Source organism: Anaerocolumna sp. MB42-C2 (assembly GCF_030913705.1).
Taxonomy (GTDB): domain Bacteria; phylum Bacillota; class Clostridia; order Lachnospirales; family Lachnospiraceae; genus Anaerocolumna.
Genome location: NZ_CP133190.1, coordinates 1141252 through 1168047 on the forward strand (window position 1 = coordinate 1141252; position 26796 = coordinate 1168047).

At 37.0% G+C, this 26796-nt stretch carries 20 protein-coding genes; 3 read left to right on the forward strand and 17 right to left on the reverse strand.

All coding sequences use genetic code 11. The features are described 5' to 3' along the window. Nucleotides 1–82 precede the first annotated feature (82 nt). The 16 genes from RBU59_RS05200 to RBU59_RS05275 all read right to left on the reverse strand — a co-directional run bounded on the left by RBU59_RS05200 (nucleotide 83) and on the right by RBU59_RS05275 (nucleotide 22234). Nucleotides 83–1333 (reverse strand): glycerate kinase type-2 family protein, encoded by a 1251-nt coding sequence (locus RBU59_RS05200; protein WP_308146819.1) that lies wholly within the window; start codon nucleotides 1331–1333, stop codon nucleotides 83–85. 20 nt (nucleotides 1334–1353) lie between these two features. Further along, nucleotides 1354–2238, reverse strand: a complete 885-nt coding sequence (gene garR / locus RBU59_RS05205) for a 2-hydroxy-3-oxopropionate reductase (protein WP_308146820.1) — start codon at nucleotides 2236–2238, stop codon at nucleotides 1354–1356. 158 nt (nucleotides 2239–2396) lie between these two features. Then, complete coding sequence (locus RBU59_RS05210; protein ID WP_308146821.1) at nucleotides 2397–3353, reverse strand: D-2-hydroxyacid dehydrogenase; 957 nt, start codon at nucleotides 3351–3353, stop codon at nucleotides 2397–2399. A 178-nt stretch (nucleotides 3354–3531) separates the two neighbouring features. Next, a complete protein-coding gene (locus RBU59_RS05215) occupies nucleotides 3532–4434 on the reverse strand; it encodes a sugar phosphate isomerase/epimerase family protein (protein WP_308146822.1) in 903 nt (300 codons plus the stop codon). A 352-nt stretch (nucleotides 4435–4786) separates the two neighbouring features. After that, complete coding sequence (locus RBU59_RS05220; protein WP_308146823.1) at nucleotides 4787–7195, reverse strand: beta-mannosidase; 2409 nt, start codon at nucleotides 7193–7195, stop codon at nucleotides 4787–4789. A 79-nt stretch (nucleotides 7196–7274) separates the two neighbouring features. Further along, complete coding sequence (locus tag RBU59_RS05225; RefSeq protein ID WP_308146824.1) at nucleotides 7275–9413, reverse strand: alpha-amylase family protein; 2139 nt, start codon at nucleotides 9411–9413, stop codon at nucleotides 7275–7277. Nucleotides 9414–9584: 171 nt separating this feature from the next. Continuing rightward, nucleotides 9585–11552 carry a hypothetical protein gene (locus tag RBU59_RS05230; RefSeq protein WP_308146825.1) on the reverse strand — a complete coding sequence of 656 codons (1968 nt, stop codon included), beginning with the start codon at nucleotides 11550–11552 and terminating at the stop codon, nucleotides 9585–9587. Nucleotides 11553–11564: 12 nt separating this feature from the next. Next, complete coding sequence (locus RBU59_RS05235) at nucleotides 11565–13601, reverse strand: alpha-amylase family protein (protein WP_308146826.1); 2037 nt, start codon at nucleotides 13599–13601, stop codon at nucleotides 11565–11567. Nucleotides 13602–13638: 37 nt separating this feature from the next. Beyond that, nucleotides 13639–14466, reverse strand: coding sequence for a carbohydrate ABC transporter permease (locus RBU59_RS05240; RefSeq protein WP_308146827.1), 828 nt, complete (start codon nucleotides 14464–14466; stop codon nucleotides 13639–13641). An 11-nt stretch (nucleotides 14467–14477) separates the two neighbouring features. Beyond that, a complete protein-coding gene (locus RBU59_RS05245; RefSeq protein ID WP_308146828.1) occupies nucleotides 14478–15398 on the reverse strand; it encodes a carbohydrate ABC transporter permease in 921 nt (306 codons plus the stop codon). A gap of 123 nt (nucleotides 15399–15521) precedes the next feature. Further along, entirely contained in the window at nucleotides 15522–16991 is a 1470-nt protein-coding gene (locus tag RBU59_RS05250) for an ABC transporter substrate-binding protein (RefSeq protein ID WP_308146829.1), read from the reverse strand. A gap of 222 nt (nucleotides 16992–17213) precedes the next feature. After that, complete coding sequence (locus tag RBU59_RS05255; RefSeq protein WP_308146830.1) at nucleotides 17214–17864, reverse strand: GntR family transcriptional regulator; 651 nt, start codon at nucleotides 17862–17864, stop codon at nucleotides 17214–17216. Between the two features lie 274 nt (nucleotides 17865–18138). Continuing rightward, nucleotides 18139–18822, reverse strand: coding sequence for a GntR family transcriptional regulator (locus tag RBU59_RS05260; RefSeq protein WP_308146831.1), 684 nt, complete (start codon nucleotides 18820–18822; stop codon nucleotides 18139–18141). Nucleotides 18823–18932: 110 nt separating this feature from the next. After that, nucleotides 18933–19952 carry a LacI family DNA-binding transcriptional regulator gene (locus RBU59_RS05265; RefSeq protein WP_308146832.1) on the reverse strand — a complete coding sequence of 340 codons (1020 nt, stop codon included), beginning with the start codon at nucleotides 19950–19952 and terminating at the stop codon, nucleotides 18933–18935. Between the two features lie 375 nt (nucleotides 19953–20327). After that, nucleotides 20328–21200 (reverse strand): N-carbamoylputrescine amidase, encoded by an 873-nt coding sequence (aguB, locus tag RBU59_RS05270; RefSeq protein ID WP_308146833.1) that lies wholly within the window; start codon nucleotides 21198–21200, stop codon nucleotides 20328–20330. A 2-nt stretch (nucleotides 21201–21202) separates the two neighbouring features. After that, the gene (locus tag RBU59_RS05275; protein WP_308146834.1) at nucleotides 21203–22234 is read right to left on the reverse strand and encodes an agmatine deiminase family protein; all 1032 of its coding nucleotides are present in this window, start codon (nucleotides 22232–22234) and stop codon (nucleotides 21203–21205) included. A gap of 411 nt (nucleotides 22235–22645) precedes the next feature. Here RBU59_RS05275 and RBU59_RS05280 point away from each other — a divergent pair, with 411 nt between their 5' ends. Genes RBU59_RS05280 through RBU59_RS05290 form a run of 3 tightly spaced genes read left to right on the forward strand, consistent with a single transcriptional unit; the run spans nucleotide 22646 to nucleotide 25216 of the window. Continuing rightward, nucleotides 22646–23527 (forward strand): 5'-methylthioadenosine/S-adenosylhomocysteine nucleosidase family protein, encoded by an 882-nt coding sequence (locus tag RBU59_RS05280; protein WP_308146835.1) that lies wholly within the window; start codon nucleotides 22646–22648, stop codon nucleotides 23525–23527. Further along, a complete protein-coding gene (locus RBU59_RS05285; RefSeq protein WP_308146836.1) occupies nucleotides 23499–24524 on the forward strand; it encodes an SPL family radical SAM protein in 1026 nt (341 codons plus the stop codon). Before RBU59_RS05280 ends, RBU59_RS05285 begins: the two co-directional genes overlap by 29 nt. Then, nucleotides 24524–25216, forward strand: a complete 693-nt coding sequence (locus tag RBU59_RS05290) for an SDR family oxidoreductase (RefSeq protein WP_308146837.1) — start codon at nucleotides 24524–24526, stop codon at nucleotides 25214–25216. Before RBU59_RS05285 ends, RBU59_RS05290 begins: the two co-directional genes overlap by 1 nt. A 55-nt stretch (nucleotides 25217–25271) precedes the next feature. Here RBU59_RS05290 and RBU59_RS05295 read toward each other — a convergent pair whose 3' ends face one another. Next, nucleotides 25272–26198, reverse strand: a complete 927-nt coding sequence (locus RBU59_RS05295; protein ID WP_308146838.1) for a DUF362 domain-containing protein — start codon at nucleotides 26196–26198, stop codon at nucleotides 25272–25274. Nucleotides 26199–26796 lie beyond the last annotated feature (598 nt).

Sequence of the window (26796 nt, forward strand, 5' to 3'; positions counted from 1 at the left end):
TTGCTAAACTGTTTTTTGTGTTCATACATTTATTTTATGTATTGTACCGCTAATTTACTTATTTAAATCAATAATAATTAATTTATCTGCATAAAACAACCATAACGTCATTCACATTGGTTCCGGTTGCTCCTGTTATTATTAAACCGTCCACTGCCTTTAATCCATGATAAGAATCGTTATTATTAAGTATTTCTTCTGTGTTCATACCCAGTTGGTTTAATTTATTAATAGTATCGCCATCTACCATTCCTCCGGCAGCATCTGTTGGGCCGTCGGTACCATCAGAACCCAGAGAAAAGATAAGAGTATCTTTCATTCCTTCAATTCCAATTGCAGCAGTTAATGCTAATTCCTGGTTTCTGCCGCCTAGACCGGTACCCTGAATTTTAACAGTGGTTTCGCCGCCTACAATAAGAGCACAAGGTGATTTAATACCGTATAGATTGCCATTACGAACTTCTCTGGCCATGGAGGATAAAAATTTGCCGGCCTCCTTGGCTTCACACTCTAAGGTTGAAGATAAAACATAAGGGCTATATCCAAGTTTTTGTGCATTTTCAGCTGCTGCTTTGCATAATTCGCTGACACTCCCGGTGATAACGGTTTCCACATTACTAAGTTCCTTTGGTGTTTCTACACTTAAAGCATTCATAACTGCTTCATTAAAATTTAAATTATACTTTTTAACTATATTTTTAACATCTGTTATTGTTGAGCTGTCCGGATAAGCCGGCCCGGAAGCGATAGAATCTAAACGATCACCGATTACATCGGATAAAACAATAGAATAAACTTTCGCCGGAGCACAAAGAGACGCAAATTTACCTCCTTTTACATCGGATAGGTGTTTCCGGATGGTATTCATTTCAACAATGTTTGCACCACTCTTAAGTAAATCCTCTGTAACATTCTTAATATCCTCTAAGCTAAGGCCTTCCGACGGTTTCTCAAATAATGCAGAACCTCCACCGGAAACTAAAAATACTACCTGATCCTCTTTCGTCAGCTCCTTAACGGCTTCAATTGCACGCACCGTACCCAGAACAGAATTTTCGTCCGGTACTGGGTGTCCTGCTTCAATAATTTCAAACCCCTCGATCTCTCCCTGAGAGTGATGGTATTTCGTTACAATGACACCTTTTTTAATGGACGAACCAAGTATATTCTTTGCAGCTTTCGCCATAGTCCAGGCAGCTTTACCTATGGATATCACAATGATATTACCTGAAAATGATTCATTTGCAAGCGCTTTTTCCACTGCTGTTTGAGGAAGTACGTTTTTTATTGACTCCTCAATGATTATTTTTGCCTCGTTTTGTATCTGACCCATTTTTATTCCTCCGTTGTTATTTAATCTCCGATAACGGTGCCTGAAATCTTAGCATAATATTTTGCTAAAGCACTATGATCATCTCCGCCGCAATGATCTGCATGCAGCGTTTGAAACATCTCCATAACTTGAGATGTGAGCGGAAGAGGTGCTCCGACTTCATGAGCGGTATCTAATGCATTGTTCAAATCTTTTATATGTAAATCAATTTTAAATCCAGGTTTAAAATTATTTTCCATCATCATAGGAACTTTGGCATTCATAACTGTTGAACCTGCTAACCCGCCTTTAATCGCATTAAATACGGATTCCGGATCTACCCCTGCTTTTTTGGCCAAGGTAAAAGCCTCTGCACAAGCTGCGATATTTAATGCCACAACTACCTGATTTGCTAATTTTGTTGTATTACCGGCGCCTATCGTACCGCAATAAACAGCACTGGCACCCATACATAATAAGATGTCCCGAACCTGTTCATAAATTTCTTTATTACCGCCGACCATAATAGATAGGGTTCCGTCAACGGCTTTTGGTTCTCCTCCGGATACGGGAGCATCTATCATATGAACACCTTTTTCAGCACAGGCTTTTTCAATTTCCTGGGATGCAATGGGAGCTATCGAACTCATATCAATTAATATACTTCCAGATTTTGCACCCTCTAATACTCCGCTTTCTCCCATAACAGCATTTTTTACATGAGGGGAATTTGGCAGCATGGTTATGATGATATCACTTTGCTCTGCTACTTTTGCACTTGTATTTGTCGAAGCTGCTCCTGCTGCAACAACCTCGTCAACTGAAGTTTTATTAATATCATATACTGTTAATTCATAACCGGCTTTTAACAGATTTATACTCATGGGTTTACCCATAATACCTAATCCAATAAATCCAATTTTCATAATAAGTCTTTCCTTTCTTATATAAATTATCTTAGGATTCGAGTGTCAAAAAGGTCAATTTTTTGTTTTGAATGAATACTAGCGTATATATATTCAATTTAGCTGCCTTTCCCTCAAGTTCCTCCGAACTGACACTCTTTCAGGTTATTGAAAATTTACTAATTTACAACATTAACCGGCTTACCGCTAAGGTATGCTTTCAGGTTCTCTACGGTAATCTCCATAAGCCTTTGTCTGGATTCCTTAGGTGCCCAGGCAATATGAGGAGTAATTATGATATTTTTAGCAGAAAGCAATGGGTTGTCCGATTTTATTGGTTCTGTAGAAACTACATCAACAGCAGCCCCTGCTACTTTACCGCTGTTTAAAGCATCCCTTAAATCTTCTTCTACGATGAGCGGTCCCCTGGAATCATTAATAATCAATACACCGTCTTTCATCTTGGCTATTGTTTCTTTATTAATAATTCCCTCTGTTTCAGGAAATAGAGGGCAATGAAGAGCAATTACGTCGGAATTTGAGAGTAATTCATCTAAATCTGCATATTTACAGGTTTCACTTTCCAGTTCCGGATGCCGGTTACGGGAATATGCTAATATTTTCATCCCAAGAGCCTGGGCTATTTTCCCAGTACCTTGTCCGATTCTCCCGAATCCTATAATACCCATGGTTTTTCCGGCCAATTCTATAAGCGGATAATTCCAATAGCAATAATCGTCACATTTAGCCCAGTCTCCCCTTAAAACACTGTCGGAGTGGGAACCAATGTGATGACACAATTCTAATAATAATGCTATCGTAAACTGACTTACCGCGTCGGTACTGTAAGCCGGTACGTTAGCAACCGGTATTCCTTTATTCTTGGCCGCTTCAACATCTACCACATTATATCCGGTAGCCAGTACTCCTATAAACTTAATGCCCTGACATTTTTCTAATATTTCTTTATTTATTACCGTTTTATTGGTATATATAATTTCAGCGTTTCCGATTCTCTCTATTGTTAATTCTTTTGGTGTACGGTCATAAACGGTCAGATCTCCCAATGCTCCAAGACTATCCCAGCTTAAATCACCCGGATTTTCCGTATATCCGTCCAATACAACAATCTTCATTCGTTTTTACTCCTTTAAAAAATAATATATTCCGTCCATGAAACACATATGTTTTATATTATATATTAAACTTGTTTAATTTTTCAATACACTTTAATTATGATTTTAAAATGATAAAAAATGAAACCAATTCTTTTCCTATCCGATATAGATTATAAATTATACCAGCCAATTATATCTAATCCTCTAACAGTGCCCATGCCCTGTTAATCACACGTTTGGTATTAGCAAGTATAATATCACCGTCTTCATCTCCCCATGGTTTTACTTCCATGGAAAGAACATAGGGATTTTCTTTGTTAAAAAATCCTTCCTCTTTTAATACCTTAAAAAAATCCAAAAGTTCCATGGTATCATTAGCACTTTCCGGGAAACCAAAACGTGGGTGCATATCACCATATGCAGTACAACCCGGTTTAACCACAGCGTTGCCGATGTGAAGATGAGTAATAAAGGGACGTAAAGTCTGAATTACAAATCTGCTGGTTTCATAGGTTGTAGGAAAATGGGACAAGTCTACAAGAAGACCGAAATTATTGCAAACCATTCTCATATCTGCCGCAAACTGTGCCGCATAAGGAGCCGGTCCAATTAAAGCTGCCTTATCCATATCAAAATCGAATACTTCCAGATTAACCTGCATATTCTTTTTGGCTGCATAATCGCATACTGCTTTAGTAGTTTTCAGAAGTTGGGAATACGCCAAACTCTTTGTCTCCTCTTCCCATTTGCCTGCTAAAAAAGCGATCCCTTTCGCTCCAAGATATTCCGCTTCATCTACCGCTTCCAAGAGAGTCGCTTCGGCTTTTTTTCTTCCCTCTTCATTGGTATCATTGGGATTAAGTCCTGTGGATAATAGCCTTGGCTGTGCTCCGTAACAAACTTTTAGATGGGACTGTTCCAATATCTTTTTTGCTTTTTCCCTGATATCATTATCCTTAATCTGTGTAATTTCAATCGCATCAAAGAAATCATCACAGGCTATGGTTTTAAGGGAATCCAGTAAATTATATTTATCCGGCGGATGACTCATCCACTGGATGGTACCGATTTGAAAAAATTTATGTATTGAATCTTTCATAAAACTAAACCTCCTTTTAATCAAGTAACTATATGTTTATTACTCAACAACTAAATATTAAAATACGCCGGTCAAAATAATACTTGTTTCATATTTAAGGTCCCTGTCAGCAGGTTATAGACTGAAACATAGTATTATTTCCGTTACTGTTCACGGGTAACAACGCGACGTGCTTTTTGTGAGTGTATTGTCACAGTAAAACGGAGAATTGCAGCGTAGGAATGCGCTGCCTCCTCGTTTTGTGTGTATCGTGAAGCGCGTTATAATCACGGAACAAGTAACTTATTTTCACGGCAAAGAAACGGTAATATTTTATTAATAATATAAATCTTTAAACATTACAGATATAATATTACCGTATATCAATAACTGATTTCAATTTTAATGTTTTAGGCTGGCCCTCTATAATATCCACGGTTACCATACCGGCTTCCATATCAAAATAATTATCACTTAAAATCAGGTCACAGTCATCCGATACGATCTCTACACATTTCGCATATGCTTTTGCTTCAACTGCAATCTTATTGCCTTCTATAGTATAGGTTAATTCCGGATCTACAAAGTGATAATGTTTCGGTGCAGTAAATAAAACCGTACCCTGGGATATAATCTTGCCGTCCACTTCATAATCATAAGTATAATGGTTATCCAGATAATCGGTATCACTGAAATCCTGTTCCTCTAACCATACACTTTCAAAAGATGGAACTATTAGGTTAACTTCTCCTGATTGCAGGACATTACTTCTTGCATCCCTTAAGGACCAGTGTACGATACCCTCCATATCGGATTTGGTTTCATTCGTTACGGACAACCTTGCCGTACTGATATTAGGTCCTGGTTCCGTCACTACTGCCAGACGGGTTGTTGTTTCACAAACTTCATGGCAGGAGATCATAACCGGCGCAAAGAAACGTTTTGCATAATAATGAAGCGCTTTCCATCTGCCATAATAATCGATGGAAGCCCAGGAGGCTACCGGCCAGATATCATTTAACTGCCAGTAAATTGCACCCATACAGCGGCCCCGGTTTCTTCTCCAGTGCTCCACACCATATTTAATAGCCTCTGCCTGAAGTAACTGGGAAGCATAAATTAAGGTTTCAAAATCATTTGGATATAAGAAAGTTTTTGATAAGTAATTCATAATCTTACCGTTAGCGCCTTCATTTCTTTGATGCATTTCCATTACTCTGGAAAATATATTACGGTCTTCTTCTAACGTAAAGGTTTCTATCGTTTTCATGGAAGGAAATGACTGAAAACCAAATTCGGAAGCATACCGGAAATAATACTTTCTATATTCAGAAAACGGTACGTTGCCGTGCCATACCTCCCAATAGTGAACATCACCTCTGTTTGGATCATTGGGTACATCAAAAGAACCGCCTGAAGACGGCGATGCCGGCCAATAGAACGTAACCGGATCTTCTTCTTTCAAAATATGAGGAATAATATGCTCATACATACGGATATAATGTGCTTTGGTTACATCGGTGCCGTCATATTGCATCGTTTGCGCAAACATTTCCATTTCATTATTGCCGCACCATAATCCCAGGGAAGCATGGTGGCGGATACGCCTTACGTTATCTCTTATTTCTGCCGTAATATTATCTTCAAAATCAAAATCCAGCTTATAATTGGCACAGGCAAACATAAAGTCCATCCAGACAACTAGTCCCAACTCATCACAGATGTCAAAAAACTCATCGGATGGATATGCTCCTCCCCCCCAGACACGAATGGCATTAAAGTTAGCATCCACACACTGTTTTAACAGTCTTCTGGTACGTTCCGGTGTAATTCGCGAGAAAATATTGTCTTCGGGAATATAATCGGCACCCATGGCAAAAAAGGATAAGCCGTTTACGCTATGGGCAAAACTTTCTCCCCATTCATCTTTTTCCCGGAGGATTGTCATGGTTCTTAATCCGATTCGTTTCTTGCTGCTGTCTACAACTTTTCCGTTCTCTTCCAATATAACCGTGACTTCATATAAGGGCTGATCACCCAGACCGTTCGGCCACCACAATTTTGCATCAGGAATCGTTACAAATTCCTCATTAACACCTTGTAATATTTTTCCGTCCGGAGTTTTTATTTCTATCCTGATCTTAGCATTACCGGATTGTTCTACTTTGGTTTTCACCTTAACCAATCCATCCTGATGTTCCTGGTTAATTATTACATTTTCAATCCTGGAACTGTTTAATCCGATTAGGTAAATATCTTTCCAGATTCCAGCGTCCGGGAGGCGTGGACCCCAATCCCAACCAAACATACAGTGAGGTTTACGAAGATGGGGAAATCCTAACATTGCATGATAAGAACCTCCCACATGATATTTTTCATCTTCTTCTTTTATAAATTTGGTAGGGGATGCAATTTTAACCGTAATCGTGTTATCTTCTTCCTTTAAGGCTTTGGTTACATCATATTCCCAGGTTCTGTGAAAATTATTGGCAGTCCCAATTAAAATATCGTTAATATATATGGTACATAACGTATCAAGGCCGTCACAGTGCAACAGAACCTTTGGACTATTTAATATTTGAGCAGCCGAAAAGCTGCGTTTAAACTCATAGTTTTTCTCCATAAGTTTCAGTGCGTTCAGTTCATTATCCCTGTAATAAGGATCTTCCATAACCTGGTTCTCCAGCAAGATTGCGTATACCGAACCAGGTATATTACCTTGATATAGTTCTCCTTCACTGGTAACCAGCTGCCATATCCCATTTAATAAAATTCTTTCCATATCGGCTCCCGTCTGTGTATATATAACACGCATATTATAGAATAAAGGTAATCTACCTTATCTTCTTATTATAATACTCCTAAGCCCTTTCAATTACAATCATTTCATGATCTGCTAAAGTTTCAATCATAAAAGATTTCATTTTGCCGTCTCCCATCAAAGTAACCGTTTTATCGGCCACTGTCAGTTTCGCTATTAAGGCGCCGGCATAATCCGCTTCAAACATAACAATAACGGGACCTACAGGCAATGTTTCATCAAGACAGCCTGGCGGGCAGTTACAGCCGTTCAAATTAACCAAATGAATGATATACTTACCATCCTGTTCATAAAAGTTAACATTAATATGCCCAAGGCCTTTTACTACAATCGGCAAATTATCCTTAGCCAGCCAACGTACACAGCCGGCTATCAGTTTACCGTGATCCGGAATAAGCTCTTTTCCGTAGCAGCGGTCAATGTCACCAGCGAAATATAAGATTCTGGAACCAGTAGACAAAGTACCTGCATAGATTGGAACTATCTCCTCCTTTTCCTCCCGGATCCAGGAGAATTCCGGTGGATAGATAGGAAATGCCGGAATATAACTGCATACCGCCTGCAATGTACCATCGCTTTCCATTATTTGAATACCGCCGCCAAAAGGTAAGATATCCGTGTCTTCAAAACCTGCAAATATTTCATGACGTTCCTTCGGAAGCCTGATATAATTATGAGCTTCATGATTCATCCAGTTGCTGTCCTGTTTGCCGAAAGCTCCTATGGTTTTACCGGTATGCCTTAAGCCCAATAATTTATAAATCGGGCTTTCTATAAAACTTTCACCCTCTTCATCCAATGTACCTGTTTTTCCTGTAAGGATCAGATTTTTTCCCTGACTTATGTAATCACATATACTCTTCTGCTGTTTCTTTGTTAAAATAGCTACTTCCGGAAGAATTAACGTTTGAATGCGGTCCGCATATTTTTCTATATCATCTGCATGGACCGGCAGAAAAGGAATACCGTACTTTGAGAGAGCTCTGCAAATCCCGGCCCATGGGTAGGATGTTTTCTCAACATAATCATTTCTTCCATAAAAATCAACGTTCTGCTGACTCCAGACTACTGCCACATTCGCCAGGTTTTTGCGATTATATAAATACTCTTCGTTTTTTTCATGCCAGGTTAAGGTTGGAATACTGGCCCCAAACTGTCTTCGGTCATTAGTACCACCGCCTACGTGATGATACCAGGGAGAAATACCTCCCGCAATTCCGGTCTGCATCCAGGTTGCGGTTTCTTTTGATGGGCTGGAAGATAAACGAAAAGTCCGGTTCCCCTTAAAATAGTGGGACATACTTTCAAGCACAATGATATTCTCATCACTTGCCAGACGAAGCAAAGCTCCATTCGCTGAATTCTGCTCAAATCCGTTCAGTGAATCCCTGGTCTGATGATCTGAAAATATAATAGGGCAGCGTTCCACCAGAGATTTAATATCCGTAAAACTTCCTACCGAACTAAAGGGATCCGCATTAATCATTCCAAACCACAGACATTCCTCACCACCGGCCTTTTTGGTTGTTACATTAAATAAATCCCAATTTTCATTACGGCACTCATAACTCCATCTTATCCAGGCACGATAAACAGGATCTTCCCAATTTACCTCATCGGGCAGATCCAGTCCATAGTCTTTTTTGAATTTTTTTCTGCAGTTTTCACAATAACATATAGTATTTCTTCCCAATCCCTTCCAGCTGTTATCAGCAAACCCATTGGGCTGGTATTTCTCAATAATTTCTTCTAATACTGCAGGTATGTATTCCTTATAATATCCGCTGTTAACACAGGATACATATCTCCCCTGGGATAAGATCGGCTTACCCTCCTTATCATAGGAAAACCAGTCCGGGTGTATATCATAAAATTCCTTTGTAGCACAATTTATATCCATTCTGGCTATCACTACCAGACCTTCTTCTCTGGCAGCTTTATTAAACTCACCAAATAAATCTTTACCGCCCAGACTTGCTGCATGATATTGCTGCGGGAATTTACTCTGGTAATAGGCTACAATTCCACCGCAATTAATTATAACACCCTGTACTTTAGCTGCTTTCCAATGATTTCTCCAGAAATTAACATCACACTTTTCCGGATCATCCTCCGTCAAATTGGTTTGTCCAAACCGATGAAGCCGTTTGTACCATGGTTCTTTCATTTCCTGATTCATTCTTAACCTCCGTAACCGTATAGAGATTTCCCGGAAAAAATATAACCGGGATTTCTCATGCTAACACCATTCATTCCTGACTTAAATCAGTGAGGAACAGCCGCTTTATGATTCACGAGCCTCTGATTAGAGACTTTTTGTCCTTTATTACTGATGAGTCGATTCCCGTTTTCAGATTTCTATTAGAAAAGCCGCATATTGATTTAATACCGGTATCCTAACTATATCGAATTCTACCAGCTCTATTTTACCATCTGCAAATAAACCATAAATATGTTTTGGCCTAATTTCATTAAAAGTAACTTCAATATTAGAAATCGGTATAGGTTCAAACACCGTAGTTCCGTTAAATCCGGATAAATTAAGAAGTTGCAGAAGATATTTATCTTTACCGCATTGATCAAAAAATACTTCCACCTGTTTCGGAGCATTGGTATCAAATGCATTTTTAATTGTTTTAATAGAATCAATTACATTTAACAGTACATATTTAAAGTCTTCAAAGCCCTGTTTATAATACAATGTTCCGGGTTTCCACGGAAAATAAACCGCATTATCCTTAATTGTAACGGATGGCTGATTTGTGATTTGGTGGCCGAAACACCGTTCCGGCGGACCATATCTGCTTGGAGTAATAAGAGGTAAAATATTCTGGTTTCCCCCTGATGTATCCATGTCATAATATTCCATATCCAGATAAACCCAATCACGTTTTTTAAATTGTTTAAATATTGATTTAGGTTCAGTAAGAAGATATCCCCCTCTTACTTTTTCTAACTTTTCTTTTAAGTTTACACCAAATATTTCTTTTAACTCGGCTTCATTCTGGATAAAAGATAAACCGGTTGATACAACACAGGCCTTCGTATGTTTTAAGGCTTCTATAAATATCTTGCTCTTAATGAAAGGAATGCCGGGGATCAATATCAACTCATACTTATCTAAAGCATTTGAAACGGCATCCAATCTTCCTGCTTCTGCCACATCAAATAAACGGTGTTCTTCTTTTAACATCTTAAAGATGCCCAGATATTCCTGTGAGGCAGGACTATGAACGCCAAATGGAGACGGATTTATGAGAAGTATCTTTGCCTGACCGATAAAATCGCCAAAATACTCCTCATATTTTTTATGGAACTGAAATACTTCTTTTACCGTATCAAAATTATCCTTATCCGGGTAATCCTCAAAAGAACCGATGATGCACCAGTCAAGTCCTCCGCCGGAAGCCATATCACCGTATAAACGGATCTGATTTAAATATTTCGATACGCCCATAAATCGGTAATAAATATCCACTGCATTAATTACACAATTACTGGAGATTTTATCAGTAAAGCTGCCCTCCACCACGGATACATTATTCTCGCTGGTATAAATCCAGAAAGGATAAGGCCGGTCTATGGCAGAATTAGATTCATTTCTGACCATATCCACTCCCTGGTGATTGTAAGTGCAAACCAATACGTCAGGATTCATTTTTTTGACCGCAGAACTGATTTTATTCAACAGCTCATCCACCGTAACCTGTTTGAATTCCTTATATTTCAAAAAAGCTTCATCCGACTCATTTTCTTCTTTCGGAAGTTCCATATGATACATCGCTTTAAAACGGCTCTTACAGCTGTCGCACTGGCATATTCCCACGTAATTGTCACTGTAATCTTTGGTCTGGTAACCAAACATATTAAAAAATACACCGTCAACCGGGTAACATCCCAAAACTTCTCCTAAAATTTCAAGAGAGCATTCCTGCTGATATTTTCCGTTTACACAGGTTGCCACAGTATCATGGTATCTGACCGGTTCCCCGAAAATGGATTTTGTAAACCATTCCGTATGTCTAGCGTATATGCTTTCATGGGTTTTACTGAAATCAAATCTTGCAATAACCCGAATCCCGTTTTGATGGCATTTTTCAATTAACTCACCGAAAAAATCACCATCCATATATGGATTACGATATTGAAATTCCAGATTTGTGGGATAAAAAGAAGTGATCCCACCACAGCCGACCATACAGGCGTTTGCCCCAAAATCCTTTAAAATAGAAATATACCTGTCTATATCCATTTTAGCATCAATATCACGTAGATTATTTTGTATCATCCGTAATTTATTATTAGACCACCAGGCCATATTGTTCACCTCTTATCGAATCAGTATCATATCCCAAAAATCCAACTGCTCTAAATTTATTGTAATATATCCGTCTTTTTCTTCCCAGTTTATTTTACTTTCACCGATTACGGAGGTTACATCATTTATTTGTTTTAAGGATGTTGGTTTAATCCGTAACTGTAGGTTATGGTATGGAATATTATTCGCTAAAGGTCTCTGTCCGATACCATTTACCAGATGTATCATGATTCGTTCCTTGCCGCCATATACCATAGCCTGTAAACCGCCTACCATGTCCATGGAAAATTGTTTCTGTTCCCCTAACATAAGGTCAAGACAGTTCTTCATCAGTGTATAATACTCATTGAACTTATATTCCAAGGCAAGTTTGCTAAGTTCAAAGGGTAGAAAAAGGACCTGGCCTTTCTTATAGTCCCTTAGGGTACATAATGGTAAGTCCGTATGGGATATACACATACTTGCTCTTTCCGGCGGGGCTCCTACACCGTCCATAGGTGCAAAAGGAGGTACCAGGGTTAATAAAGTTCTGGTGCCTGTACCCGGAGTGCAATATAATACTTTTTCCCGATGAGGCAGCAGTTCTACTTCATTCAAAGAATTTTTTAAACCCTGGCCTTCTGCCTCAAAACGGATATAACTTGCCAGTAACGGCGGACTGGTTGTTTTATCCTGTTTAATACCGATAAAATCTGCTAATTCCGTAAGCATCCTTTCATTGGTATTTTCTAAAATCAACTTTCCTCCGTCGGATACAAAGTCCTGTAATAAGGTAACAACTTCCCTGGTAAGGTTAAAATTATCCGGAACCAGAACCACCGGATATGCCTTCAGTTTATCCAGGCTTAGATGCAATTCGTCCAGTAAATCAAACTGGTACTGAGTATTCATCATAGCCTCCGCCCAGCCCATAGCTGCTTCACTGCCGTTCCATAATAATAAAACCTGTGCCAAACTTACTGCATCTTCCATAAATGGTTCACATTTTTTAATTCTTTTATTAACCAGACCCACACTATGTAAAATTCTTTTATCACTGATTGTATCATTAAATCCTGTAAGGGAATGCCATATATTTCCCTTGTTGGCAGGGACCTGGCTCATCCAGTAAAGATATTCCGCTATCGGCATACCTGTATGTCTCCAGTCCATTCCCGGGGAAGAGTGGATGATTCCAAACGGATTTGGTGTATTATCCATACTGTTTCCGATTTTCATATTTAAGGCAGGTTTCCAGGATTGTGGTATCCGCTTAAAACCTTTTGATAATACATCCTGGGCTTCGGTACAGATTAAATCTGCCGTAGCATAACGGTCATCCAAGTTATCGATACGGTTTTTACCACCCTCTTCAAAGGTGGAATAATATAAGATCACCGGAACCTCAGGGCGTATTTCTTTTACCAGACCGTAAATCTTACCTATATTATCACGTAAACATATAGATGCCCAATCCGGTTCAAAATCTTCTTTTGATTCCGGAAGTTCCTTTCCATAAAGATTGAAGTACTTACTCTTGCAAACACCGCAGTGACATTCTTCCACATGGGGTGCGTTAAAAAAGATTCCGTCAATCTTATAATTATCCAGAACTTCCTTTACAACGGGCATTGCCAGGTCTTCATTCCGGTAACCGCCATTTACGCAGGTAGTAACTAGCAGTGACCATTCACCCATCCGGTCTTTTCCGTAAATACGCGGTTTTTTGTCCGTATCACAGACAAACCAGCTAGGTTTTTCAAGATACACATAGTCATCCGTTTTGCTGAAATCAAACCTGGCTATTACTTTAATATCCAGGTTATGACATTCTCTAAGAAGTTCTTCCAGCAAATCATACTCAGTTGGCAGATATTCATTAATATGGTGATATTTTATTTTGCTTGGATACCAGGCATAAATACCACCGACATTTAAGACGACTGCATTTGCCTCCAATTCTTTTAAATCCTCCGCAATTTTCTTCGGATTCATCATAGGTGTATCTTTTACCTGAAGATTATATTGGATAATTCGCAATGGTTTTTGCCACCATGTTTTTTTTACCATAATTTTTACTCCTTATAAGCAAAGATATACAGATTCTTTACTGTTTAATACCGCTGACTGCTATACTTTGTACAATATGTTTTTGTAATAATAAAAATACAATCGTTAAAGGAATCGCACTGACTACGGCAACTGCCATTCTGGGTCCGTAATAAACTGCATCCTGCTGTGCATTAAAAGCAGCCACACCAACGGAAATCATCTGTTTCGTTGCTGTTTTAATGGTAACTAACGGCCACAGATAATTATTCCAGTTTGCAAGTATCTGAAGGATACTTAAAGTTGCAATTAATGGTTTGGATAAAGGAATTATAATTTTTAAGAAGATTGTCCATTCCCCTGCGCCGTCAATAAAAGCAGATTCACGGAGAGAATCCGGAATGGATTCAATATTCTGTTTTGCAAAAAAGGTACCGTAAACATAAGCAAAACTACCAAAGATCAAAGGAGCATAAGTATCCAACATACCCCAGTTTTTATATTGCATAAACAAAGGAATCATTCTGGATTCAAAAGGAATCATCATAACTGCCAGCATAAATATAAACCAGAATTTTTTAAGTATAAAATCGCCTTTTGCAAAAGCATAACCACACATTAAGGCAAAAAACACAGATAAAATTGTATTCGTTGCAGTAACAAATAATGTATTTGCATACAGTCTGGCAAGGGGAATTGCAGTAAAAGCATATTTATAGTTAAACCATGTAAATTTTTCAGGCAATAATGCAAATGGAGGCAAGTTTTGTAATGCATTACGATCAAAGGATAGAATCAGACACCAATACAGTGGAATTAATACAATGACTAACATAACGAATAATAAAATGCAAATCATTATTTTTCTTATTTTTTTAGCTTTCATTTCATCCGCTCCTAATATTTATTTTTCTTGAAGAATCCGGTCATCCTCAGATTTAACAAAGTAATTGCTAAGGTTACAACAAATAAAATCATGGCACCTGCTGATGCTACACCGTATTGAGGAGTTTCAAAACTAAACTGGTAAATATACATTAAAATTGTCTGTAATGTTCCACCCGGGCGTCCCGCAGAAGTATTTCCACCAAGTATGAAAAGATCGGTAAAACGTGCCAAACCGCCTATGATATTTGTAATAAAAAGGAATGCAAAACAGGAAACCATCTGAGGTATCGTAATATGTAACCAGCTTTGGAAACCGGTAGCCCCATCTACTTCAGCAGCTTCATATACTTCCCCCGGAATTGACTGAAGACTTGCCAGGTTAATTAACATGGAATACCCCAAATGACTCCATACGGATAATATGGTAGCACCAAATTTACCAAAGTGTGCATTTGTAAGCCATCCGATCTCTACCTGATGACCGGTTATAAAAGACAAAGCATTGTTTAATAAACCGTCATTTGCTTTTAATACAATTTGGAACACTAATATTACACTGACGCCGGTAATAATATTAGGGAAATAATAACCAACACGGAAAAATCCCTGGGCTTTTCCATCGCCAAGACTATTAATCAAGGAAGCCAATATAAAACCTACAGGAATGGATATCAGTCCCATTAAAGCTAATACCACGGTATTACCGACAGCTCTTAAAAAAGAAGCATTGCTTAATATCAAGTTGTAATTTTTAAGTCCGGCAAATTTTTCACCGAATCCAACTACGGAAACATCATAAAAACTATATTTAATCGTAGTTAACATGGGAATATAAGTAAGTATAATCAAAGTCAGGATACTAACAATGATAAAGGAATACCATGTCAGTTGTCTTTTCGCTTTATACCAACCTAAATTATTATTTTTCATAGGCTCTCCTTACATTTAACATTAAATTGTCTGAAATCTACCAAATGACAGTATCCGAAAGTGCTTTCGGATACTGTCTTTAGTAATTAGGTATTGTTCTCTAAATCTATATATTTTTATTAACTATTTTACTGAACTAAGATAATCATCCAAATTCTTCTGAACAAATGCCACTGCTTTATCCGCATCGGAATTGCCTACAAACATTTCATTTAATACGGAAGTTACATCATTGGCAAAAGTACCGAAGTTACCGCTGTCATAACACTCATTGGTAGATGCACAGAATTCCAAAGGCTGTTGATTTAAAATGGATTCAATCGCATTATAATAATCTGGTTGAACGCTGTCCTTTAACTTCTGAAGAGCTGATAAATTGTTAGGGATTGCATTACAATCAACGATCCATTGTTGAACTACTTCATCCGTAGCCATAAATTTAATAAATTCCCAAGCTAAATCTTTATTCTGGCTGGTATTGCAGACAGCCATGTTCCAGTCACCCATATGACTTGATGTAATTCCTGCGCTATCTCCGCTTTGGATTGCAGGAAGTGGTACAAACATGTAACGATCTAAAAGATTAGCTGCCGCAATCTGATTGTAATCATCCATAGGTGCTTCTGAAATACGCATTGCAAGATTATTTTCAGCTTTATTAGCTACAGAGGTGTCTAATCCTTCTAAGTAGTCAGGACTTGCAAAAGATTCTAATTTTGTTATGTAATTTAAAACGTTTTTGGTTGCATCTGTAGTAAAATCACCAGTTGTTTCAGCAAGAGTCTTACCGAACTTGAATACTGGTGCATTAAAACCGCGGGATGCCCAGATATAGTTTTTATTTGCACTGGCTGCTTCTAACATACTCATACCATAAGTCTGATTGCCTGTAACAGGGTCTTTGCCTGTTGTCTTCTCTGCTAAAGATAATACATCGTCAAAGGTCCAGGAAGCATCCGGTACTTCAACCCCGTAATCTTTAAATATCTCTTTATCAACGATAACAACAAGAGGATTAGCAGTAATTGATAAACCATAAGGAATATATTTTGAAAAATCTCCGCCATTACCTTCTGTCCTACGCATTGCCATCATACTGAACATATCATTTAATTCAGGATTTTTTTCAAGATAAGAACCAATCGGTTCCGCTATTGCGGTAATGGAGGCGCCATGGAGTAACACATCCACATCACCGGATAATGCCGATGTCTGAAGTACTGCTTTCCAGTTATCCCAAGGACAGGTTTCAATTTCAAGTTTTACATTTGGATATAATTCATTCCATCTCTGTAAGACTTTATCATATCCCGGTAATTGAATTCCGGTAACTAAATCTGTTGTTCCGGTTTCCCCTACAGAAGCAAATAGTCCAGGACCTGCTATTTTTAAAGTTGCACTTACATCACTTACAACATCTGCTCCGCCTGCTGTTGTGCTGGCTTCCGTCGTATCTGCAGCTGCTGTGTTAGCCTCTGCACTTGTTTCTGCATTACTGTCTGTTGCTGTTTCATCTTTTGATGAGCAAGCAGATAAAGATAATATCATAATTAAACATAATAAGAATGAAATTAATTTCTTCATTGATTTCATAAAAAATCCTCCTCGATTATTTACATGATAACATTTATATAAGTTTAACTGTTAATGTGTTTTATTATCGTCTATCCTCCTTTCTGATTCCAAAAATACACACCAACAATTTACTTCAAAATTAATTAAAATACTAAAGCATCAGCAGTTATTATTATTTTTAAATGCTTTCATACAATTAATGACTGCATCATTAAGCAAACATTCAAAATCACATTTTATTTATGTATTTAACAAACAATCCATATGGCATTTCATTGTATTACCCACCACTTGAAGATTTTTTTCACCTACAGCTTCTAAAATCAGCCTGTGATCTTCTAAATCTTTATCAGTAATATTGTTTACATAACTGGTAATCTCAGCCTTTTTACATATTAAGTCGATATATTCGTCAATCAGGGGATTACCACTTGCTTTTACTAAAGTATTATGAAATTTTATATCATATATAGAAAACGCTTTCCAAGATTCTGAATTAATAGTTATCAGTTTTTTTTCAGTATTCCACAGCTCTTCCATATTTTTTTGTATTTTTTTTAATTCTGATATCTCGTTTTCAGTGATATTATCGATAGCCCTTTCCAAAGCAAACTGCTCTAAAACTTCTAAAATCTCAACATAATAGTTCAGTTTAATATCTTTATAGGCAACAACCACACCATAACCTTGAATGCGTTCTAATAATCCCTCTTCCACTAAAACCTCAAACGCCTTTCTTATAGGAGTCCTGCTAACCTCCATAATCTTGCACAGATCTGTTTCAATCAGTTTTTGATTGGATTTAAACGTACCATCCTTGATTCCCTCTCTTAACTTGTTCGCTACCATATCTGTAATGGAAATATGTACAATGGACTGATTTGAATCCATGTTCGTAACATCACCTCTTTTGTGTTTTTTTACAATACATTTTATGTTTATTGTATGCAATTCATCAAACTTTTAGAGTTATTTTATTTTATATAAACTCGTTTCTGAATTTCTTGCATACATTGTACCAAACTTATACCTGTTTGTACATAACAATACTTCCTATATTATCATGTTTTTTTTGTATATATTGCACAAATATTCAGAGATGTTTCAAGAAATTAAAAAGCCTGCCATTTCTGGCAGGCCGTTTTTTGTATACAAAAAACCGATTTTATTTTTTTAATAAATTTGAATTGTATGCAATAATTTTGTCTCTCAATGATTTTGTACTTTTTTGGAAATGAATGTCCATATATTTTTTAGCTACTTCTGCTTCATGTTGGGCTAGGGCATTAATAATATCCTCATGTTCCTTACAACTATAGGGTATACGGCCTTTCTGAAAAGGTACAAAGTTTAATACCATACGTGTTTTTCGATGAAGAATCGCAAGTTGTTCCTCCAAAATAGGATTATGTGACAGTTTTGCAATATATATATGAAATTCAATATCATAACTATCAGCTTCTTCAGGGCTTTCATCTGCACAGATACGCATTTTATTATTGATTTCTCTTAGCTCATTCAGCTGCTCCTCCGTAATATAATTAGCTGCACTATATACGGATAGCTGCTCCAATACTCCTCTTACTTCATAAAGCTGTACAACATCATTAATACCGATGGAGGTTACAACAACACCAATTCTGGGATTATGTACCACAAGGCCTTCTGACTGCAGTATACGAAATGCTTCCCTTATGGGTGTACGGCTTACATTTAATTGCTTACTTAATTCCACTTCCCGGATTTTATCCCCTGACTTTAAAGTCCGGTTCATAATATCATCCCGTATTTTTTGCGCTACCATCTCTGCGATGGATTCCTGCACAACCCTCATAGAATTATTTGTCATTTTATAACATCTCCTGACTATATTTTGACACTATAATACCATAATATTTTTATTATCTCAAACAAAATTTGGCAATTAAGTAAATTCATTACAAATAATAATTAAGCAGGCTATTTTTTTCTGGTGGTCTGCCTGATAACCAAAGAGGTAGGAATCCGAATCACCTCAGATTTATTTTCGATTTCACCGGCAATAATAGCACTTAAAATCCGGGCAGCCTCTTTACCGATTGATTCCCTATCCTGATGAATCGTCGTTATAGCCGGCGACACATATTCACATAACGGTAAATCATCAAATCCTACTAACGATATATCCTCCGGTATTTTAAATCCCTGACTGTTTAAAACAGAGACAGCTGCTGCTACATATTCATCATAAGAAGCATAAATGGCAGTCGGCATATCGTCCCAGCATTGGCTTAACAACTGCCGGATCGCCTGTTCACCAGATTCCTTGGTAAATTTTTTCGCCTCCACAAAATAAGAGTCTTTTCTTTCCAAACCTTTTTTCTCCATAAATTCCACATAAGCTTCATAGCGTTCTTTTGCGGCAATACTGGTCTGTAAATCCGATGCGATATGAGCAATTTTCCTATGACCTAACAGATATAAGTGTTCTAAAGCCTGTAAGGTTCCAAGTCGATTATCAGCAATAACGGTATATACATCCGGGTATACGGTTTCAACTGAAACTTTAGGCAAATCTGATTCCAACACACTCTGCAGAGTACTGTTGAATTTTTCACTTCCGGCAAGTATTACCCCGTCAACCCCTCTTGCATTACATTTATCCAGGAGCGTTAATTTATCGGAGCCAACAGAATTATTCAAAAATATTGTATCATATCCACATTTACCTATGTTCACCTGAAAGCTTTCCAATATTTTATTAAAATGCGGATGTACAATACCTAAACCTTTTTCTTCCGAATACAATACTCCGATAAGCCAGGATCTTTGGGTAGCTAAAGTCCTGGCATATTGATTTGGAGTATATCCTGATTCTTCAACAGCTTTTTTTATAGTTTTCTTAGCTTTTTCACTAACACCGTAATAATTATTTAATACCTTTGATATGGTAGAAATAGAATAACCGGTCATTTTTGAAATATCGTATATTGTTAGCATGATCCCCTCTTTTATCTTAGGTAAAATATTTAATTTAATTTAAATAGATATTTTACATATTTTTCTTTAGAAAACGCTTTATTATTTTAGTATTATATTATATTTATTCTTTATAAGTCAATCACATTATTTCATAAAATAAAGAGGCTACTGCAGAATCTTTACTGTTCACAGGCGCAACGCGACGTGTTTTTTGTGAGAGTATTGTCACAGAAAACCGGAGAATTGCAGCGTAGGAACGCTGCCCTGGCGTTTTATGTGCATCACGGAACATGTTTTTGTTCGCGGAACTGCTGCTTTTTGCAGGGGAGTGAACAGTTACGCAGAATCTTTAGTTTGCAAATTTCGTACAAGTTAAACACTAAGAATTTTAAGTTAACGGACTTCTCCGTCGTAAGTTAAAATTACTTGATATAAATCAGGTCTGCGATCTCTGAAGATACCCCATTCCGCTCTTTGAAAAGCAATGGCATCCAAATCAAATTCCGCAGTCAGTATGGTTTCCTCCGTGCGGCCTGCTTCAGCAATCTTCTCTCCAACCGCATCGGTGATAAAAGAAGAGCCGTAAAAATTAATGCTGGAATCGCCGATTGTTTCATTTCCAATCCGATTTGAGGCTACAACAGGCATTAAGTTGCAAGCCGCATGTCCGATCATACACCTCTGCCAGTGATCTTTAGAATCAACCTCTGGACTTTCCGGTTCAGATCCGATTGCCGTAGGATAGAATAAAATTTCCGCTCCCATAAGTGCCATACATCTTGCTGTTTCCGGATACCACTGATCCCAGCAGATTCCAACCCCAATTTTACCAAATCTTGTATTCCACACCTTAAACCCGGTATCACCGGGATTAAAATAATATTTTTCCTCATATCCGGGACCATCCGGTATATGGCTTTTCCGATATACCCCCAGGACCTCTCCGTCAGCGTCAATCACAGCCAGAGCATTATATCTGGCATTATTTTTCTTTTCATAAAAGCTGATAGGGAGTACAACTCCCAGTTCTTTTGCTATCTTTTTAAAATGATTGATTGCCTTATTTTCAGATATTTCTTTAGCGTAATGATAATACTCCGGTATTTCTTTCTGGCAGAAATACATAGTCTCAAATAATTCCTGCAATAGAATGATCTGAGCACCTTGTTCCGCCGCCTTTCGAACCATATCTTCAGCTTTTGCAATATTTTTATCTATATTGTCGGTACAGCTCATTTGTGTAGCTGCGACTTTTACAATTCTCATTCTTATTTTCTCCTTATACCAACGGGCATTTGTTGGGTAATACAATGTACATTACCGCCCTCCTTAATTAAAGGCATGCCATCTACTTTTACTATTTTCCGATCCGGAAAAACTTTTAGCAGGATTTCATAAGCCATTTGATCCGTCTCTTTTGCATCCTCCCCAAAGACCGGCAGAATAATTCCATTATTTACAAAATAAAAATTAAGATAACTCAATGTCAGTCTTATATCCTTGTAACAGCGAACCGGCGGCTGGGGTATTTCGATTATCTCTAATTTTCTTCCAAGGGCATCTGTTTCATTTTTTAAAATCTCCAGATTTTCCATGGTAATTTCATAATTCGGATCCTTTTTGTCTTTGCAGGTTTGAATCAGAACTACACCGGGTTTGGCAAAGCAGGCAATATTATCAACATGTCCGTCTGTTTCATCTCCAAATAACCCCTGATTCAACCAGATTATTTTCTCTACATTTAATGAATTTTTAACATTTTCTTCTATTTCGTTCTGGGAAAGCTTAGGATTTCTGTTTGGATTAAGAAGACATTGTCTCGTGGTAAGTAATGTGCCTTCTCCGTCTACATGTATGGATCCGCCTTCCAGTACAATCGGTACATTTATAACTGGTACTTTATAATAATTTAATACCTCTGCGGCTACCTTATCATCCAGATCATAAGGTTTATACTTTTCTCCCCAGGCATTAAACCTCCAGTTTATTCCTTTTAATTCATTCTCCTTATTTATAATAAAAGTAGGCCCATTATCTCTGCACCAGGCATCGTTATGGGGGATTTCAAGTATTTCCGCGTAGGTTTTGCTTAATTTTTGAACCACTTTCTTGTCACTCTGGTTTACAATAATGGTAACTGTTTCAAATTCTGATATTGCTTTTACTATTGCAGCATACCCCTCACATACTTCTTCATAATTATCAGCCCAGACTAAGGATTCCTTAACCGGCCATTCTATAAATGTTCTTTCATGTTTCTCCCATTCTGCAGGCATGAAAAAATTATTTTCTTTTAACATGTTAACCTCCAAGTAAAACCTTTCACTTTGTCCCATCTATTATAACGATATCATCAACATCTGACAATCCCTAATTCGATTTCTTTCGTACCTCACGTACTGACATAATTCTTTTCTCCAGTCTAATCATTAATAATATAGGTAACAGCCAAACAAGAATATTCACGCTTAATGCAACTTCAGCGTTAAATCTTAAAAAGCCAATAAATTTATAAAATTCATATTAATTTATATGGTTTATTCAAAAAAATAAATAGTTACATATTATATAATTATAACAGACATGAGTAAAATACCGCAACTCTTGATATTTAATTGTCAATTCAGTCCTTATACATCATTTCTTATTGACATCTGTTGATTTATTTTACATAATTATACTAATATTTACGTATAAAGAAGGTAAAATTAATGTTGATTCTCACCACCGCGCTTTATTGTGAAGCGCTTCCTTTTATAGAATATTATCATTTAAAAAAAGATAATTCTTTTGTAAAAGTTCAGGTTTTCAGGAATGAAGATATCCTGCTTTTAATAACCAAATCAGGAGCCATCCATGCTGCTATCGGAACGGCTTATTTATGCTCCCGGATTAACCCCTCACCGAAAGATCTCTTCGTAAATATCGGAGTCTGCGGCTCTTCTTTAAAGGAAGATACCCCGGGAACCCTATATTTATGTAATCAAATAATGGAATGGGAAACAAAACGCTTTTTCTATCCGGATATCCTGTATACCCACCCTTTTAAAGAAAGAAGCATTATATCCAGCCCGATTGTTGTGAGTTCGGATAATTTTTTTACTGACCAAGCTGATGCAGGTAAAATAGATCTTCATCAAACCATTATTAATCAGGCTACTCTTGTTGATATGGAATCTGCCGGTTTTTATCAGGCAGCCTCTTATTTTTATCAACCCCATCAGATATTTTTCCTTAAAATAGTATCCGATAACTTAACAAATGCAGCTATTACTCCGGATAAAATTACTGCACTTATAAAAGGAAATATACCGCTTATAACAGACTGGACAGCAACTATAAAAACCGAATTTGATAAAAATAATTCCGCTCTTACTCCGGAAGAAGAAGCTTATCTTGGAACGCTGAGTAAAGATTTATGTTTATCCGTTTCCATGGAAAACCAGCTTATCCAACTTTGTAAATATTATAAATTAAAAGAGGGAACCTTGATCGAGCCTATTAGGGAATTCATTAAGGATAACGCTTTACCCTGCAAAACCAAGATAGAAGGGAAGAAGTATTTTGAACAACTCAGGCAAAAATTTATATAATCCTTATTTTTCCCATATATATATTGAAAATGATGTAAAAACCCATCCGAAAACCAGGGAGATTCTTTCACAGTTTCCGAATGCCAGGCATATTTTCATAAATCATTATAAAGATATTTTCAACAGGGGACATCAAAATTATTCACTTCAAAAAACAACCCCCAATCTGATACTCGCGCAAAAAAAACAACCCTATGTTTATGAAGGGGCTCCGGTCTGCCAGGACTTTGGAAATCAGCACTTTTATTATTCTTCCTCTGTTATGAACTGTTATTACGACTGTGAATATTGTTATTTGCAAGGAATGTACCCCTCTGCCAATCTCGTTATTTTTGTAAATCTGGAAGATATTTTTAATGAAGTAGAAAATTTACTAAAAAGTTATCCTGTATATCTATGTATCTCGTATGATACGGATTTACTGGCATTGGAAAATAAATTAGGTTATGTAAAGGAATGGCATAAGTTTGTGGGTACTCACCCTGATTTGACTATAGAATTACGTACAAAAAGTGCGAACTATCATGCTTTAAATAATCTTGAACCTCTGAATAATTTTATTTTAGCCTGGACCCTGACACCGGATTCCATACAGAAAAATTGTGAACATCATACCCCTGCTCTGGATGAACGGTTAAAATGTATAAAGCAAGCTATGGCAAAAGGGTTTTCTGTCCGTTTGTGCTTTGACCCGATGATTTATCAAAAGCATTGGAAATTATTATATGAAGATATGATAAATACAGTCTTTTCCGGGATATCTGCCGATAAAATAAAGGACGTAAGTCTGGGGGTATTCCGGGTTTCTCATGAGTATATGAAGCAGATGAGAAAACAGCGGCCTAATTCTATTATTATCCAATATCCTTACGAAAATGATAATGGAGTATGCCACTATGGAAAACAGGTGTCCCAGGAGATGATTTCCTATACCTACAACCTGGTAAAAGGATTTATTCCTGAAAAAAATATTTATGTATGGAAGGAAACACAGTAATGAAAGCAGCAATTGTAACCGGGGCATCCTCCGGAATCGGTCTTGAAATCAGTAAAATATTAATCAGCAGACAGTACAAGGTATATGGAATAGGCAGGGATTTTAAAGAGATCAATTTACCCGCAGAAGATTTTATCAAAGTACCCCTTGATCTTACTAAGTCTACTGAATTAGTAACCAAAATAAAAGAAATAAAAAACTCAGAGGAAATCCATATATTAATCAACAACGCCGGTATCGGTTATTTTGGCCCACACGAAGAACTAAATCCCCAAAAAATTCATGAAATGGTTACGGTAAATCTGGAGACTCCTCTTGTTTTAACCCAGCTGCTTTTAAGAGATTTAAAAAAATTCAGAGGATATATCATAAACATATCCTCTGTTACGGCTAAAAAATCCAATACCCATGGATGTGCATACGGAGCTACAAAAGCAGGCTTATCCAGCTTTTCAGACAGCTTGTATGATGAAGTAAGAAAATACGGTGTAAAAGTAATCACCATTCACCCCGATATGACAAAGACGAATTTCTACCGGAATTCTGCCTTTTGTGAAGGTCCATCAGAAGATACCTATGTCAAACCGGAAGAGATCGCGAATGCCGTAGATTTTATTCTGAGCCAAAGGGAGGGTATGGTGGTATCGGAAATTACCTTAAAACCTCAAAAGCATCAGATTCAGAAACGTTAAATAAAGAAACAATATTAGCAGGCATGCTTATACATTATTAACTTTTTATCCTATATCAGTCACCATGCAGACCTTTTATTTTATCCTTATCAAGCACAACTTCCTGCCCATAAGCTGCCATTGAAAAAATTTTTTCTGCTTCTTTAAGAGCGATTCCTTTCATTATCATATGACTGGGATCTGTTTCTCCAACCCGGCTTTTTGACAAGGCATATAGATATTGTACTCCCTGGGGTAAAAATCCTAACAAACGTGCACCAATTGCATCAGCTGCTACCGCATCTGTCGAAGCAATTACCAGTCCTTTGGTATCCACTGCTTTTCCATCTGACGGACCGGTTCCAATCATTGCTTTATCTGCACTGATTATAGCTAAATCAATTGGTATTTTTTTAGCCATGGCAGCAATAAAGCCGTGGAGATCTTCATGAATACCTAAATTTTTCTTAGGGAAACCATGGATTTCTGCCGGCGGCCAACCCAATGCGATATTTTTAACGGAAGCCGTTACCGTAGCTTCTTCATGCTGTTTTAGCTGACTGAAACTGATTAGTACCTCCATTCTGTCAATCAGAGTATTGATTTTTATTTTTGGTACAATAGAAAACTCCAGCTCTAAATCGGTATAAGGTCCATAGTTTAGATCAATAAACTGCACCTGTTCTGCTTTTATAACTTTATCATATCCAATGTTTTTAAATACCTCACTGGTTTCTTTTCCTCCTGAACCGGTGGCAATAATGATTTCTTTCGGATTAAAACGTTTCACATATTTAATAAGTTCCTGCAAAGTATAAGGACCTACAACAGTACCATTCTCAGGCGGTTTATCATTCACCCAGTTCGGAGTAATAACTACAACTTCTCCTCCCCTTATAATATCCTTTACCGGTAATAAATCCAAAGCTTCTGTCAGGGCTTTCTGCTCGGATTCATTTTTTGTAATACTTACAATCGCCTGTTTTATTTTTTTCTCTCTCATAACTGCTCCTATCATTATGGCCTAAAAGCCTCTCACCATTGCCAATAATCAAGTAATTTATTATGGATATTTATTACCAGTAATATGTAAAGTATGCATTATATCTATTCGTTATATGGATTTATTTATGTGTATTCATTTATCTGTATTTATTATCTGTATTTATTATCTGTATTTATTATCTGTATTTATTTATGGATCTTCATTTATCTATATTTATTTATATGTAATCATTTATAAGTATTTTTAATATTCTTACTTTTGTTCCTGCAATATAAAAAATTCCCTTTCATACAAGGGAATTTTTTATATTTACTATTTTGATTTTTTGTTAGTACCTGAAGATACAGAGGCTTGTGCACCAGATTTTTCTGATCCCTTTTTCTTAGGCGCTTTTTTTGGATTCTTATCTCCCATACTGTTTCACCACCTTTTTTTCATTTTAGTACTATTAAAATTATTTTATCTCTTATTCCAGATATTGTCAAACTGTTTTTCCCATTTTGTCCCATATCTATATTTACTTTCTCCCGGAATTCAGACAAATTCTTTCTGAAACAGTAGAAACCTTTTATAATTTTTACTTTACATTGATGCA

Excerpts from the sequence above, each read along its gene's own strand:
- RBU59_RS05200 (WP_308146819.1), bottom strand. The coding sequence starts at position 1,333 with ATGGGTCAGATACAAAACGAGGCAAAAATAATCATTGAGGAGTCAATA.
- garR (WP_308146820.1), bottom strand. The coding sequence starts at position 2,238 with ATGAAAATTGGATTTATTGGATTAGGTATTATGGGTAAACCCATGAGT.
- RBU59_RS05210 (WP_308146821.1), bottom strand. The coding sequence starts at position 3,353 with ATGAAGATTGTTGTATTGGACGGATATACGGAAAATCCGGGTGATTTA.
- RBU59_RS05215 (WP_308146822.1), bottom strand. The coding sequence starts at position 4,434 with ATGAAAGATTCAATACATAAATTTTTTCAAATCGGTACCATCCAGTGG.
- RBU59_RS05220 (WP_308146823.1), bottom strand. The coding sequence starts at position 7,195 with ATGGAAAGAATTTTATTAAATGGGATATGGCAGCTGGTTACCAGTGAA.
- RBU59_RS05225 (WP_308146824.1), bottom strand. The coding sequence starts at position 9,413 with ATGAATCAGGAAATGAAAGAACCATGGTACAAACGGCTTCATCGGTTT.
- RBU59_RS05230 (WP_308146825.1), bottom strand. The coding sequence starts at position 11,552 with ATGGCCTGGTGGTCTAATAATAAATTACGGATGATACAAAATAATCTA.
- RBU59_RS05235 (WP_308146826.1), bottom strand. The coding sequence starts at position 13,601 with ATGGTAAAAAAAACATGGTGGCAAAAACCATTGCGAATTATCCAATAT.
- RBU59_RS05240 (WP_308146827.1), bottom strand. The coding sequence starts at position 14,466 with ATGAAAGCTAAAAAAATAAGAAAAATAATGATTTGCATTTTATTATTC.
- RBU59_RS05245 (WP_308146828.1), bottom strand. The coding sequence starts at position 15,398 with ATGAAAAATAATAATTTAGGTTGGTATAAAGCGAAAAGACAACTGACA.
- RBU59_RS05250 (WP_308146829.1), bottom strand. The coding sequence starts at position 16,991 with ATGAAATCAATGAAGAAATTAATTTCATTCTTATTATGTTTAATTATG.
- RBU59_RS05255 (WP_308146830.1), bottom strand. The coding sequence starts at position 17,864 with ATGGATTCAAATCAGTCCATTGTACATATTTCCATTACAGATATGGTA.
- RBU59_RS05260 (WP_308146831.1), bottom strand. The coding sequence starts at position 18,822 with ATGACAAATAATTCTATGAGGGTTGTGCAGGAATCCATCGCAGAGATG.
- RBU59_RS05265 (WP_308146832.1), bottom strand. The coding sequence starts at position 19,952 with ATGCTAACAATATACGATATTTCAAAAATGACCGGTTATTCTATTTCT.
- aguB (WP_308146833.1), bottom strand. The coding sequence starts at position 21,200 with ATGAGAATTGTAAAAGTCGCAGCTACACAAATGAGCTGTACCGACAAT.
- RBU59_RS05275 (WP_308146834.1), bottom strand. The coding sequence starts at position 22,234 with ATGTTAAAAGAAAATAATTTTTTCATGCCTGCAGAATGGGAGAAACAT.
- RBU59_RS05280 (WP_308146835.1), top strand. The coding sequence starts at position 22,646 with ATGTTGATTCTCACCACCGCGCTTTATTGTGAAGCGCTTCCTTTTATA.
- RBU59_RS05290 (WP_308146837.1), top strand. The coding sequence starts at position 24,524 with ATGAAAGCAGCAATTGTAACCGGGGCATCCTCCGGAATCGGTCTTGAA.
- RBU59_RS05295 (WP_308146838.1), bottom strand. The coding sequence starts at position 26,198 with ATGAGAGAGAAAAAAATAAAACAGGCGATTGTAAGTATTACAAAAAAT.